The organism is Streptomyces sp. A0642, from assembly GCF_004795105.1.
Classification (GTDB): domain Bacteria; phylum Actinomycetota; class Actinomycetes; order Streptomycetales; family Streptomycetaceae; genus Streptomyces.
This window is the reverse complement of record NZ_SSBL01000035.1, coordinates 22,947-35,864: the sequence shown is the minus strand read 5'-3', so window position 1 is coordinate 35,864 and position 12,918 is coordinate 22,947. Positions and strand designations below refer to the sequence as shown.

Sequence of the window (12,918 nt, the reverse complement as noted above, 5' to 3'; positions counted from 1 at the left end):
GTCCTTTCTGCTGGTCAGAGGTGCGGTGCGGGCAGTCAGTGCGTCGGCCGCGCGTGGATGGGGATGTGGATCTCCCCGCCGCCGCAGTCGAAGTCGGACCAGTCGCTCTCGGGGGCGAGCGTCCATCCGTTGTCCGTCGCGGCGCGGACGGCTTCCCGGACCGCTTCGGTCCGACCGGGGTAGTCCCCGAGGTTCACCGAGGCGAGCGGCATCCCGAAGTCCGAGGTGTAGGTGTCCACCGAGGTCCCCCACCCCTTTCCGTAGTGGATGACCAGCAGGTGCGTCGCCACGAGTCCGGCCTTGGCGGCGAGTTCGAGGTACCGGGCGTGATCGGTCTGCATGACCAGCCCCTCGTACTCCGGGAAGAACTCGGCGAGGGCGTCGCGCGCCTCCTCGTCGCCCTCCTGCGCCTTGCGCAGCACGGCGACGGCGTCGGCGATCCGCTCGGCGGGGATGGTGTCGTTGCGCATGGTGGCTCCTGTCGGGGTGGGGACGATGTCGTGCACGGCGGTGAAGCCCTCACGGAGCAGGGTGTCCGAGGTGGCCTCTCGCGTGAGGTCGTGCTGCCAGCGCAGCGTGCTGTCGGGCACGCGCCGGTTGGGCGGCCGCAGCGCATTGCGGGTCAGGCAGGTGTCGAGGTCGGGCAGGAACCGCAGGGCGATGACGGGGCGACCGTGCCAGCGGGCCCGCCCGAGCAGCTCCTCACGGATGCGGGGCTCTACGTTCGTGCTGTCCAGGAACACCGTCTCCCCCTCGCTCAGGTGCCACTCCAGGAGGTAGTTCTGGCGCTCCACGGCCGCCGGCGTGACGGACTGGTCGCCCGGATCCCCGCCGATCTCGCCCCGCAGAGTGTCGAGGCACAGCACCACGTCGACCACCCCGACGGCCGTCGCAACGGCCGCGAGGGACGACTTGCCGGACGCAGCCGGGCCGATCGCGACCACGAGCGCCCCGGAAGGCAGGTTGAGGAGCGGAGACTTGGTCACAGCGGCTTCCCGTCGCAGTCGGTGTATCCGTCGGCGGAGACGTGCGGCTCGATGCAGCCGGCGTGGGCGTCGTCGCGGTCGTCGTCCTCGGGGTCGTCCACCTCCGGGATGTACGGGCGCGTGAGGTCCACGACCGCGAAGAACTCCCGGGCGGTCAGCGGCACGGAGGCCTGCGGCGTCGTGTCCGTCGCGGTCTCCGTGCCGGTCAGGTGGTCCACGACGGCGGCGAGTTCGCCCCGCCCCGCCGCTTCGTCGGCGTCGATCAGCCGCTGGAGCGCGTCCTTGACGGTGACCGTCGGGTCGACGCGCGAGGCCTCGGTCAGCGGGCCGTTCAGCGCCTCGTACCCGGCGGAGTAGCCCTCGTGGTAGCGGCAGAGGTCTTCGAGTTCCGCGCAGGCCGCGCAGTCCTCCCAGTCGGCGGCGTTGAACGGCTCGATCTCCATGGGCACCCTGGCCGTCGCGGGCAGCTCCAGCGCGGCGTGCGGCCGGGCGACGCCAAGCACGCGCGGAGCCCAGTCCTCGGGCAGGTCGCGCAGCTGCATGGCGAGCGCGGCGGCGACGCCCGGCTCCTGCTCGGTGAGCGCCCGCCACAGGGCATCAGCCCGGGAGGTCGAGTGTGTACCGAATAACGTCATGTCCGTTCCTTTCAGGATGAGTTGGTCAGAGGTGGCGGGCGGGCTCGGGAAGCGGCTCCCACTCGCCGGTCAGCCGGTCCAGGGCCACCCACGTGCCGTCCGCGCGCCGGTCGGCGTAGGCGTTGGTCTGCTGGCTGCGCGCGGTCCAGACGGCGACGCCGCCGGGGACACCGAGGTCGTCCAGGAACTTGCGCGCCTCACGGAAGGTGGTGGAGCGCTGCTCGCGCCCGGCGACCCGGACGACCTCCCCGTCGGGCTTGGTCCGGGTGGTGCTTTCCGTGGCGTAGAAGACCCTCTTGGCGTTGCGCGGGATGCGGGTGCTCACGCCTCTCCCTCCCCGTTCTCGGCGTGGGCTTCCGGGGCCGGGCCCATGCCCAGCCGCGCGAAGGCGGCACGGAAAGCCGTGACGTTCTCGCTGGTCATCGTGTACGCGATGGCCTTCTGCCAGCTGGGGTGTTCGGGGTCGTACCGGGGCGCGATGGGCGCCTCGGTACCCGAGGGCCACCACTTGCGGCGCACGCCCCGCGGCACCGCCCGGGACAGGGCGATGGTCGGGCCGCGCAGCTCGCCGTGGAACTCCACGCGCAGCTCCTCGGCGGACTTGTCGCCGTCGGCGTCCACGACGAGCTTGGCGAAGCGCAGCGCGTTGGCCGGCAGGGAGGCGAGGAACTGCTCCGCCCGCTCCGTGGTCCATGTGGTGTCGACCGTGGTGACGGTCAGCTCCGCCTTGTGCTGAGCGGCCAGCACGACCAGCTTCTCCGCGAACTCCTTGTCTGCGCCTTCGATGGTGATCTTCATGCGGACCTTCCGTGGTCGATCGTGCTGCGTGGGCGGGACGTTGCTGCGACGGGGCGCTTACGCGGACTCCGTACGGAGTCCGTCGATGACGCGCAGGTCGCCCTGGTGCTCGACCAGAGCGCTGCGCGCCTCCTGCTCCCAGGCGTTCAGGCGCATGGTGCGGCTCTCGCGTGCGGCCGCCTCGCGGTCGCCGGGGCGGATGTCGTCAGCGGCGTTCGGCAGCAGGCCCGGCACGATGTTGTCGAGGTGGTCGTGGCAGGGGCGGGTGAGCATCCCGCGGCCGACGCTCTCGCCCCAGCAGTCGAGGGTCCAGCACAGGCGGGTGACCGCCGAGTCGCCGTCCAGGGTGAGGGCGTAGCGCAGGCTGCTCTCCACGACGGCGAGGTACTCGTCCGGGTCGCCCGTGCCGCTGATCTCGACCGTCATCTGTGCGGTGGTGGGCGCACCGTTGAGGCTCATGGCGGCACGGTCCTCGGCGACTGCGGTGTAGAGCGCGATGGCGAGGTCGAGCGGCAGCGGGCTGTTCTCGGCGGTGCCGGTCGCAGCGGCGGCGACCAGTTCGGTGAGCGTGGACTTCATCAGCGTGTGCCTTCCAATGGATCTTTGCGGTTTCGAGCGGCCGGGGTGGGCCGCTAGCAACCCGTCCGGCGAATTCTTGCCCGGTTCTTCGGGTTCTACATGGGGAGTATGCCCCGCCGGCACCGACCCCGTATAGACCCCGCAGAATATTGGCGAAATTCTGCACTCGTTCGGGTGATGCGGTGGACCGGCGCGTCTCGGCTCGGATAACGTGCCATATCCGAGGCGATAAACCGGACATGACGACAGGTCAGCGAACGGTCCGCCGAGACGAAAGGAATCGAACGGACGTGCCCCAGACTGACGACCGGACCGACACGGTCCCCGACGCCACCCTCTACGAGTGGCAGCGCCGCGCACAGCGGCACCTCACCGACCTCATCGAGCACGGCGCGACCAACGACCTGCCCCCGCTGCTGTGGACGCTCGCCCCCAACGGCAACCTCATCGGCACGGCGGCCGGGGTCGGCTTCACCCCGGACCTCCAGCGCGACACGATCCGCCGGTGGGCCGACCACGTCGACGCCCGCGTGGACGTCGACTACACCACCGACGGGCGCGAGGAGCTGTACGCCGGGTGGAAGGACGACGAGCGCCGCACCCGCGGCTGCTTCCGCGCCACCATCTTCGTGCACCGCGAGGGCGCGTGATGCCGACCTTCCTCATCGTCACCGCCGTGGTGGCCGCCGCGTTCATGGCCCGGTTCTACGTGGCCCTGATGCGGGTGCACGCCGGACGGGCGAAGAACGTGTTCGAGGGCATGGCGCCGCAGCGGCTCGTCTACCGGCGTCTCAGCCGCCAGATCCGAAGGGAACACGGCCGATGAGCGACCTCACCAACGCGCCGGCGGCGGAGGCAACTCCCCTGTGCGACGGGCAGCTTGAGCTGTTCCGCCCGCCCGGCCCGCGCGTCGTCATCTCCTACGCCCGCCCCGACGGTGGCCCGCTCACCGACGCCGACTTCGAGCATCTCGCCCGGCTCGCCCGTGCGGCGACCACCACCCGAAAGAGTGGCTGACCCCATGCCGCTGAACGTGCCCGTCACCCTCACCACGCCGCCGATAGACCGCCGGTACACGGTGCACACCGAGCGCCAGCGCTGGAGCGCCGAGCAGCTCGCCGCCGAACCGGACGGCCGCACGGCGCTGGAGAGCGCAGTGCGCGAGGGCGTTCGGAAGGCCGCGTCCACCTGCGCCTACGCCCAGCTCACCGAACCGGACATCGACGTCGCCGAGCACCCGGACGGGTCGGTGACGATGACTGGCCGCGCCATGTGCGACGAGGCCGACTGCCACGACGTCGCCCAGCGGCACCACTTCGACGCAGCCGAGTCGATCGAGGCCAAGGCCGCCGCCGAATGGGTCGCGCAGAAGGAACTGGACTTCGCCCCCGGGGAACTCGCCGTCTACCAGGAGCGTGTCCGCACGGGCTACTACGACAAGCGACAGCAGCGCCGCGCCTCGATCGGCTTCGTGCTGGTCGGCGCGCTCTGCGTCGCCGCCGGCGCGGGCATGGGCCAGTACGACTACACCAAGCCCAAGGGCGCCTCCCCCGGCACCGACTTCACGGTGTGGGTCGCCCAGAACGTCGACTCCCTGTGCACCCACGTGGCGTTTCCCGCGGTCGTCGCCGGGACGCTCCTCGTGCTGTTCGGCTTCGCCCGTCTCGCCATCACCAACAACTCCAACTAGCCCGAGAGGCCACACCATGCCGCTGTCCGTACCGCTCCTCCTCGTGCCGGGAGAGCCGGACCGCCACTACACCGTCCACGTCCACCGTGTCGGCTGGAGCGTCCCGAACGTCTCCGTGCCGCTCACCGACGACCACCTCGCGGAGCTGGAGGACAACGCCCGCCGGTGCCTGCGCATGGTCTCCGAGTGCATCGCCGCCGAGCTGGAAGAGGCCGAGGTCGAGGTCATCAAGCACCCCGTCGGCGCCGAGGCGGTGGCGCGCGTGCTGTGCACCGAGGACGAGTGCGCCGCCGTCGCCGAGCAGTACCGCCGCGACGCCGACGAGGACGTCGAGGCCGAGGCCGCCCGCGCGTGGGCCGCCACCAAGCTCCAGGATCAGACCGTGGAACTCCTGCGGCTGCGTGAGGAGTTGGAGAAGTCCACGCCCGGCAAGACGCCCGCGGACATGCTCGCTGCGGTGCTGGCCGTCCAGCAGGAGCGCACCGGCGGCTCGACCGACCGTGTCCTGCTCATGCTGGACGAGGCCGCCTTCCTGTTCCGGGAGAACGGCCTGTTCACCGACCGGTCCCCGGAGGGGGTCCGCAGGGAGCTGGACCGGCTGATCCGACAGAACCGGAAGCCGTACCCGATCGAGTCCGGCGGCGAGGAGAAGACCTCGGGCGAGCTGCCCCTGGAGGTGTTCGCCAGGCAGAAGACCCGCATCGTAGACCTGGACGGCAGCGCCGACCTGACGGCGTGGGTCTCACCGTCGGCTGACGCCCCTCATCTGGACCTGCCGAACGCGTTCCATATGGCTCCCGAGCACCTGGTGCGCGAGACCGAGACGCTGGCCCGCTCCGTTGCCGCAGGCGAGACCCGCAGCGTCGGCGTGAAGCGGCTGGCGGAGCTGTGCGGAGAACTGGCCCGTCGGCACAACGCCGATCCGCAGCCCCGGCCGTGCCCCGGCCCCGGCGGGTGCCGTGAAGATGACGACCCCGCGCACAACCTGGTGCACCGGATCGGATACCGGCCCCGCGCCGTCCCGGCCGGCGAGGTGAGGACGGCCAACGTCACGTCCGGCCCGATGATGCCGCTGCACACCCTCCCGGAGACGCTGCCGGACGACAGCCAGGATCTCGTGCTCGTCTACCGCAAGGACACCCCGGGTCTCGGGCTGCTCGATGCCGTCCTCTCCGGCAGCGAGGCCGCCGTGCAGGACACCGTCACCGGCCTGCTGCGGTGGCTCACCGCGGACGGGAAGTGACGGCCATGGCACTCACCACCGTCACCCTTCCCGACGGCACCGCCGCCGTCGTCCACACCGAAGGCATCGCAACCACCAACGTCGCCCGGCACGGCGGCCGCACCGGGCTGATCAAGGACGTCCTGCACCACGTCGACACCGAAGCCGCGGTCATGGGCTGCACGGCACTGCGCCAGGCCAGCACGGTGGGCGAGAACGTCACCGTGGAGGACAAACCGTACGGCCTGTACGCCGAGGTGCGGGTCCTGTGCACCGCTGCCGAGTGCCGGGAAATGGCCGAGCACTGCGAGAAGGTCGGCGAACCCTTCGTGGACGCCCCCGCCGCCCGGGCGTGGGCCCTGGCGAAGGCCTCCGCCGACCAGGAGGCGCGGGACATGGTGCAGGAGCGGGCGGATGCCGCGGTGATGGACGCCAACCTCGCGGTGCTGCGCCAGTCCGACCCGGACGCCGACCGCCTCTTCCGTCCCGGCATCTTCAACGCCCAACTGGACGCCTCCGGGCGTGACATTGGGCTCGGTGCCGCGCTGGAGCAGTACGCGGCCGCCAAGCGCGACGAGGGCCGGATGGACCGGTTCGGCGCCCTGTTCACCGGGACCACCGACAACCAGGAAGACGCCTTCCTCCCCGCCGGCGCGATGACGGAGGACTCCCGATGAGCAGTGCCGACGCCATCGCCGCCCACCTGGACTGGCAGCCGTTCCGGCACGGGCCGGACTGCGCCAAGCCCGCGTGGGAGGTGGCCCAGCAGACCCTGGCCGACGAACGGCGCCCCCGCCGGGACGGCCCGGAGCACGCGTGCCCGAACGAGGAGTGCGGCCACCACGGGCACTACGACCGGATCACCGTGCGGGTGCTGTGCCGGTCCTGCGGCATCGCCCACCTGATCGGCGGCGAGGAGTACACCACCCGGACGACCACCACGGTGCGCACCGGCTACGGGCAGGCCCCGAAGAAGGCCGGTGGCCTGTGGCTCTACGCGGGCCCGCCGCTGCTCGACCTGCGGGACTACGTCACGCCCGGCGCCTACCTCTGCTCGCTGGAGAAGGTCGACCAGCTGTCGGAGAAGGACATCGTCGGTGTCATCACCGAGGGCCGGGGCAAGCGGGGCGCCACGATCTGGTCTGCGGCCGTCGGCCCTGATTTCCAGCAGGGCTACACGGTCTGGGCGAAGAACAGCGGCGACAAGCCGTTCAGCACCGTCGCCGCGGCGGCGAAGTGGGTGACGGCGGAGCTGAACGCGTCCGCCGCGATCGAGACCAAGGAGAACCAGTGAGCGCCATCGAGCAGATCGACGGCACGGCCGTCGTCACCACGTACTTCGAGGACCGGATCACCGCAGCGCAGAAGGAGGTGGAGGAGGCCCGGGCCCTGCTCGCCGCCGCCGAGGCCAAGGTCGAGGCGATGGAGAGCGAGCGGGACATCTTCGTCCGGGACGGCTCGCTGCACCCGGCCGCGTACAACAGCGACACCGGCCAGCCGGAGTGGGCCGTGTGCCAGTGGGCCCAGACCCGCATCGGCCGCGTCGCCTTCAAGGACATGACGACCGACGGTGACCGCGTCTACGACCGGCTGATGGCCGAGGAGAAGGCGGCCCACCGGTGGCTGCGCGAGCACGGCTACAGCGTTCCCGCGCCGTTCGGAGAGCAGGCATGAGCGAGGCATACACCGACCCGCACGCGGCGTTCAGGGCCGCCGAGATCCGCCGTCCCGACGACGTTCCCGCCGGCACGCCGCTGACCTCCCTGGTAGAGAAGCGGGCCGATGCCGGTCTGCGGCTGCTGAACACCAGCCTCCCCGAGGACTTCCCGCACCCGGTCGAGCGGGGCGACGCCGGGGACGCCCTGACCCAGCTCGCACTGGGCGAGGCGATCCGCCGGGACGTCCGCAGCGAGCGGTGCAGCACGGTGTGGGAGGCGCTGCGACTCGGGGCGACGTGGGACCAGGTGGCGGCCGCGCTCGACACCACCGAACTCGCGGTGGCCGACGACCTTCGGGTGTGGGCCGAGGGGCAGTGCACCCTCTACTACCAGCTGCTCGCGGAGAACCCGGACAACCGGATCGGCCTGGACCGCGAGACGCGCGACGAGGTGATGAGTCACGTCGCGTTCGCCCTCGGACGGGCCGCAGTCGACGCCCGCGACACCTACGCGGAGCAGGCGCCCCGACTGCGGTCGGCGGTCGCCGCGGCGCCGATGGTCGACACCGTGGGCCAGCTGCGGACGCTGCTGGCCCAGCTCCCCGACGAGATGCCGCTGTCCCTGGACGACCACCACCGGGCCCTGCCGGGCGAGGAGGACCAGGTGCACACCATCCATCCCCGGCTGGTGGGGACTGTCTCGGGTCTCGGCACTCCGGCGGAGAGCAAGCAGCCCGGGCTGATGCTCACCCAGGTGTACGTGCCCTTCCCCGCCGAGGAGGAGGAGCAGGCCGCCGTCGCCACCCGCGACGACCTGCCCGCCTACGACGAGTTCGCCCGTGCCGCCCACTACCTGGAGCGCGGGGAGCTGTCGCCCGGGTTGAAGGATGCCGCTGGGGTTCTGGACGAGGTCGCCCGCCTGGTGGGCGAGGTCGCGGCGGACTGCACGGAGCACGACGAGGACGGCTCGACCCTCCGGGTCGAGGCGAAGCGCATCACGCACGCTGCCGAGCGGGTCCGCAAGCTCAGCGGCGAGGTCGAGGCCGCCGAATGACGACCACCCAGGATCGCGGGATCGAGCTGGAGCCGGTGGAGGTGGTCGACGCCGAGCTGGTGGACGCCGACGACGCCCCCGGCGCCGGCGAGGTCGCCGTGCACGACCCGGTGGCCGCCGTGCTCGCTGCGCTGGACACGGAAGCCGCCGAGTACCAGTACCAGAACCGGCCGGACAAGACCCGTACCGGGTACGCCCGGGACTGGGAGCTGTGGGAGGAGTTCCACAAGTGGCTTGCCGAGCAGACGGGCGTCCGCCTGCCGCTCAGCACGATCACGGTGGGCACCTACGTCGCGTTCGTGAGGTGGCTGGACGAGGTCAAGGAGGCCGCGCCCAACTCGATCGAGCGTCGGGTGACCGGGGTTGCCTCCGAGGCTCGCCGGTACGGCTACGACGTGCCCAAGGCCGCCCGGGCGGCCGCCACCCAGGCGCTCAAGCCGCTCAAGCTGGACAAGAACCGGCAGAAGCGCGGCCGCGGGAAGGCCGCCGCGATCACCCCGGCCGACCTGCGGAAGATGAACACCGCGCCGCGCGAGCGCCAGCCGCAGCCGGACGCCCGGCGCCGCCGCGTGCTCGTCGTGCCGGATCTGGCCCGGCTGCGAGACCGGTCGCTGCACACCATGCGGTTCGCCGTCGCGGGCCGCAACGAGGAGATGAGCGAGCTGGAGGACACCGGCATCGTGCTCGTGGCTGAGGGCCTGGAGGTCCACGTCCCCAGCGTGAAGGGGCGTCCGGCCCGCGACGTCGTCGTCTCCTACGGGGAGAACGTCGACACCTGCGCGGTGCGCTGCTGGATCGCGTGGAAGGAAGCCAAGCTCGCCGCCGGCGCGGCCCCTGACGGGCCCGCGTACCTGCCCGTCGACCAGTGGGGCAACCTCGGCGCCGAGAAGCTGTCGCCCGACGGATGCGGCCGGGCGATCTCCCGTTCGGCGAAGTACGCGGGCATGACCGGGCGACGGATCACCGGGCACTCCGGCCGCCGGGGACTCGTCACCACCGGCCGCCGCAAGGGCAAGCGGACCGAGAAGCTGCGCGCACAGGGCGGCTGGTCACCGAACTCGCCAGTGTTCTGGGAGTACGTGGACGAGGGCGAGAAGTGGGACGACAACGCGACCGAGGGGATCGGGCTGTGAACCAGAGCAGAGGGCTCGGCGGGACCGTGTACGAGGGTCTGCCGCTGGTGGATGCCGTGCCGACCGGCATGCCGACGGCTGACGGACTGATCGCCGCGCTGGTCCTGGTGGTGAAGCCGGGCGTCGACCAGGCGGAGGTGGACGACTTCGTCACCCGCTACCGGCTGGTTCCCCGGGGCCAGACCGCCCGGGCCGTCGACTCGCAGGCCCGGTGGACGCTGGAGAGGGACGGGCGGGTGACGATACAGCTCCTGTGCGAGGAGAGCGCCGCACGCATCGTCATCCCGTCGGACCCCCGCATCCACCAGTGGACGGCCTTGGCACGGTACGGCGGCGGCAGCCTCTCGTTGATCATCGCGCCGGGCCTGCCCGACACCGACCTGACGACCATCGGCTATCACCTCGGGCCGTACGGCGGCCCGTACTGGCACATCAGCGTCGGCTGCATCCCGCTCTGACGCCCAATCACCTGCCGGACGGCACCCAGACCACGGTGCCGTCCGGCGCGCACCCAGCGGCACCGACCACTACCTGACCGCGCCGGTCGGTGCCGTGGCAGCGGGGGCCTGGGGGCCGGCGAAGGCCCCCAGCGGCCACCGGCCCCCGCCCCAGTCCTTTCCGTCCCTACCCGCAGGAGACAGCACGTGTCCGGCATCTTCGTCGCCACCCAAGCAACCGCGGACAACTGGCGGCACCTGACCGCCCTGGCCCGCAGCTACCAGCTCAGCCCCGCCCTGGAGGACGAGCGCTTCGAGCGCACCCTGCGGCGCATCGCCACGGGCGGAGACCCGATCAAGGGCGGCAGCGGCGCGCAGGTCGCCCTGTTCGGTGCCTCGCAGCTGCTCCAGCTGGAGGAACAGCACGGCCGCACCATCGAGCAGGCCATGTTCGCCCTGATCGACCTGGACGACGAGGACGTCTGGGACGCCCTGGGCGACGTGTACCAGAACAACTTCCCCGCGTACGAGCGGAAGGTCTGGGCGTTCGAGCGCGCCGGCGCCCCGCTGCTGGAACTGCTGCGCACCCTCGCCCGTGTCGCCGCGGTGCTCGACCCGGACGGCACGCTGCCCACGCTCGTCATCGACGGCGTCGAGCCCGGACCGTGGGCGGTCAAGCCGCGCCAGGTCGCGGAGTGGCGCCGTCAGCTGGTGGCCCGCGTGGAGGCTCCGGAGACGTCCGAGGGGACGGCCCGGGAGATGAGCGAGGAACAGCTCACCGCCCTCTTCCCGGAGGATCTGTTCCCCGGGCTGAGTCATGTGGAGCGGGCGCGTCTGCTGTGCGCGCAGGAGCGGGACCGGTTGCGCGGCGCGCGGATGTTCTTCGCCGATGCCGACACCACGGCGGTCGCCACCCGCAAGGCCGCCCGCCCGAGGAAGACGCCGCTCGACACCCGGCGCGTCCCCTCCCCCTCCGGGTTCCTCGTGCTCGACCAGCCGGTCGACTACGCGCCCGGCATGGCGCCGCTGGTCGCCGCGTCCTGGAGTCCCTGGCAGGTTCCGGGCAGGCCGGACGAGCCGACCACGTGGTTCCTGACGCTGTACGCGCACACGGCCGCGACACCGCCACTGGCCCCGATCGGCTTCGAGCGAATGACCGTCGGGGACGTGCTCGCCGAGACGTACGCCTCGCAGGAGAACGCCGACTTCGCCGCCCGCGCGGTCGTCGGCTGCTGGGACCTGATCACCCAGGAACGGGTGGGCAAGCCGGTGGTCGACGTCGCCGAGGAGAAGCGCAAGCCGGTGAAGCTCCGCGCCGACCGGCGCCGGGGGATCACCGACGACGGCACGGTGCAGCTGGTGACCATCCGGGGCCGCCAGGCTTCCGTGCCGCGTTCCCGGCGTGAGACGGACGGAACGGAGCCGACCCGCCGCTACGACCGCGGGCAGTGGTGGGTCCGCGAGCACTCGCGCGACCACTGCATGAACCCGGCTCTGCACCGCGAGGGCGGATGCACCCACGAGGACATCACCGTCCTGGACTACCCGAAGGGGCCGGAGGGCAAGCCGTTCCTGGACACGGTGTACGTGGTGCGGGGCGACTGAGTCGCCTTCTGCCCGTACGTACGGCGGCGGCCCCCGAGAAGTCCTCGGGGGCCGCCGTTGTCGCGCGGGGGGATCAGGGGGCAGCGAGAGCTTCGACCGCTTCGACGCTGAACGAGGTGACCTGTCCGCAGGGCCAGGGATCCCAGCGGTGGGACGGCGGGGCGGGCCGGGTCTCCGGCTCGTACCCGGCCGTGACCATCCGTTCCTCCGCCTCATCCTGGTGGTCCGGGCACACGTAGATCACGGCGTGCAGTGTGCCGAGCCGTCCCGGGCCGGGAGTCATCGCTTCGGCGATCAGGGAGGCGCCCGCGTCGCACGTCCAGCCGGCGCGAGCGTCGACCGTCCCCGCAGCGGGCCGGGTCTTGCCGATCGTCGGACCCGTGACCTGAGTTGCTGCCTGCGTCGAACCGTCCAGCGTGCCGATCTTCAACTCCATGGGTCCGATCCTCTCAGTGGCAACCGTAGGCGCGAAGGAGTTCGCGGGATGCGTCGTCTGCCGGGGCCAACGGGCGGGAGCCGTTGTCGGCGAAGGTGAGCCGGAGAACCTGTGTGGGGACGGGCTCCTTCGAGCCGTCCACCGTGCCGGGCCAGACCTCCATCGGGTGACCGCTGCGCTGCGGCACGGTGATGACCGACGCCGCCTGTTCCCCATAAGGCGTCCCGGCCAGGCAGGCGCCCGGACCGCCCAGTTCGTCGGTGTACCGCTGCGAGGCCGTCTTCCAGACCTCCGAGGCGAGAGCATGGACGCCCCAGACCGTAGCGGCCCCGAGCACCACGGCGACCGCGAAAATCCGGGGCGTCAACGGGCGGTAGCGGAAGCCCAGCAGGCGAAACCCCCACCACCCCACGACCGCCCCCGCCCCGCTGGCGGCCACGCACAGCAGCGGCCCCCAGGGCACGTTGCCGTACAGCAGATGCGCCTTCGCGGTGACGACGAGGGACGCCCCCACGGCGACAGCCCCACAGACCGCCGAGATCAGCGGCAGGGCGCTCTGCGGCACTCCCGACCGGCTCACCATCGGGTGCGTCATCACGTTCCCCCTCTTGCTCGTTGGTCCGGTAGGCAGGATTCCACAGGCGACCGACAGCCCGGGACGCTCCCGGACCGTCGGCCGCCGCGCT

The 12,918-nt window shown here is 71.7% G+C and carries 19 protein-coding genes; 12 read left to right on the top strand and 7 right to left on the bottom strand.

Annotation, left to right across the window (positions count from 1 at the left end; all coding sequences use genetic code 11):
• Window positions 1-35: 35 nt before the first annotated feature.
• The 5 genes from E6R60_RS36900 to E6R60_RS33195 are packed head-to-tail and all read right to left on the bottom strand — an operon-like array spanning window position 36 to window position 2,998.
• Complete coding sequence (locus tag E6R60_RS36900; protein ID WP_168713720.1) at window positions 36-986, bottom strand: ATP-binding protein; 951 nt, start codon at window positions 984-986, stop codon at window positions 36-38.
• On the bottom strand, window positions 983-1,621 hold the full coding sequence (locus tag E6R60_RS36895) for a hypothetical protein (RefSeq protein WP_168713719.1): 639 nt from the start codon (window positions 1,619-1,621) through the stop codon (window positions 983-985). Before E6R60_RS36895 ends, E6R60_RS36900 begins: the two co-directional genes overlap by 4 nt.
• Window positions 1,622-1,646: 25 nt before the next feature.
• Window positions 1,647-1,946: a hypothetical protein gene (locus E6R60_RS33205; protein ID WP_136330428.1), complete on the bottom strand. Its 300-nt coding sequence runs from the start codon at window positions 1,944-1,946 to the stop codon at window positions 1,647-1,649.
• On the bottom strand, window positions 1,943-2,419 hold the full coding sequence (locus E6R60_RS33200; protein ID WP_136330427.1) for a hypothetical protein: 477 nt from the start codon (window positions 2,417-2,419) through the stop codon (window positions 1,943-1,945). The genes E6R60_RS33205 and E6R60_RS33200 overlap by 4 nt, the downstream gene beginning before the upstream one ends.
• A gap of 57 nt (window positions 2,420-2,476) precedes the next feature.
• Window positions 2,477-2,998 carry a hypothetical protein gene (locus E6R60_RS33195; protein WP_136330426.1) on the bottom strand — a complete coding sequence of 174 codons (522 nt, stop codon included), beginning with the start codon at window positions 2,996-2,998 and terminating at the stop codon, window positions 2,477-2,479.
• Window positions 2,999-3,288: 290 nt separating this feature from the next.
• Here E6R60_RS33195 and E6R60_RS33190 point away from each other — a divergent pair, with 290 nt between their 5' ends.
• The 12 genes from E6R60_RS33190 (at window position 3,289) to E6R60_RS33140 (ending at window position 11,796) form a co-directional block, all read left to right on the top strand.
• Entirely contained in the window at window positions 3,289-3,648 is a 360-nt protein-coding gene (locus E6R60_RS33190) for a hypothetical protein (protein ID WP_136330425.1), read from the top strand.
• Window positions 3,648-3,824, top strand: a complete 177-nt coding sequence (locus E6R60_RS36890; RefSeq protein ID WP_168713718.1) for a hypothetical protein — start codon at window positions 3,648-3,650, stop codon at window positions 3,822-3,824. The genes E6R60_RS33190 and E6R60_RS36890 overlap by 1 nt, the downstream gene beginning before the upstream one ends.
• Entirely contained in the window at window positions 3,821-4,015 is a 195-nt protein-coding gene (locus E6R60_RS33185) for a hypothetical protein (protein ID WP_136330424.1), read from the top strand. The genes E6R60_RS36890 and E6R60_RS33185 overlap by 4 nt, the downstream gene beginning before the upstream one ends.
• Window positions 4,016-4,019: 4 nt before the next feature.
• On the top strand, window positions 4,020-4,688 hold the full coding sequence (locus E6R60_RS33180; protein WP_136330423.1) for a hypothetical protein: 669 nt from the start codon (window positions 4,020-4,022) through the stop codon (window positions 4,686-4,688).
• Between the two features lie 16 nt (window positions 4,689-4,704).
• Window positions 4,705-5,931, top strand: a complete 1,227-nt coding sequence (locus E6R60_RS33175) for a hypothetical protein (protein ID WP_136330422.1) — start codon at window positions 4,705-4,707, stop codon at window positions 5,929-5,931.
• Window positions 5,932-5,936: 5 nt separating this feature from the next.
• Entirely contained in the window at window positions 5,937-6,587 is a 651-nt protein-coding gene (locus tag E6R60_RS33170) for a hypothetical protein (protein WP_136330421.1), read from the top strand.
• Complete coding sequence (locus E6R60_RS33165; RefSeq protein ID WP_136330420.1) at window positions 6,584-7,204, top strand: hypothetical protein; 621 nt, start codon at window positions 6,584-6,586, stop codon at window positions 7,202-7,204. Before E6R60_RS33170 ends, E6R60_RS33165 begins: the two co-directional genes overlap by 4 nt.
• Window positions 7,201-7,584, top strand: a complete 384-nt coding sequence (locus E6R60_RS33160) for a hypothetical protein (protein WP_136330419.1) — start codon at window positions 7,201-7,203, stop codon at window positions 7,582-7,584. The genes E6R60_RS33165 and E6R60_RS33160 overlap by 4 nt, the downstream gene beginning before the upstream one ends.
• Entirely contained in the window at window positions 7,581-8,621 is a 1,041-nt protein-coding gene (locus tag E6R60_RS37650) for a hypothetical protein (protein WP_240802784.1), read from the top strand. The genes E6R60_RS33160 and E6R60_RS37650 overlap by 4 nt, the downstream gene beginning before the upstream one ends.
• Window positions 8,618-9,754, top strand: a complete 1,137-nt coding sequence (locus tag E6R60_RS33150; RefSeq protein WP_136330418.1) for a hypothetical protein — start codon at window positions 8,618-8,620, stop codon at window positions 9,752-9,754. The genes E6R60_RS37650 and E6R60_RS33150 overlap by 4 nt, the downstream gene beginning before the upstream one ends.
• Window positions 9,751-10,212, top strand: coding sequence for a hypothetical protein (locus E6R60_RS33145; protein ID WP_136330417.1), 462 nt, complete (start codon window positions 9,751-9,753; stop codon window positions 10,210-10,212). The genes E6R60_RS33150 and E6R60_RS33145 overlap by 4 nt, the downstream gene beginning before the upstream one ends.
• A gap of 186 nt (window positions 10,213-10,398) precedes the next feature.
• Window positions 10,399-11,796, top strand: coding sequence for a hypothetical protein (locus tag E6R60_RS33140; protein WP_136330416.1), 1,398 nt, complete (start codon window positions 10,399-10,401; stop codon window positions 11,794-11,796).
• Between the two features lie 73 nt (window positions 11,797-11,869).
• Here E6R60_RS33140 and E6R60_RS33135 read toward each other — a convergent pair whose 3' ends face one another.
• The gene (locus E6R60_RS33135) at window positions 11,870-12,232 is read right to left on the bottom strand and encodes a hypothetical protein (RefSeq protein WP_136330415.1); all 363 of its coding nucleotides are present in this window, start codon (window positions 12,230-12,232) and stop codon (window positions 11,870-11,872) included.
• A 13-nt stretch (window positions 12,233-12,245) separates the two neighbouring features.
• On the bottom strand, window positions 12,246-12,827 hold the full coding sequence (locus E6R60_RS37085; RefSeq protein ID WP_206309580.1) for a hypothetical protein: 582 nt from the start codon (window positions 12,825-12,827) through the stop codon (window positions 12,246-12,248).
• Between the last annotated feature and the right edge of the window lie 91 nt (window positions 12,828-12,918).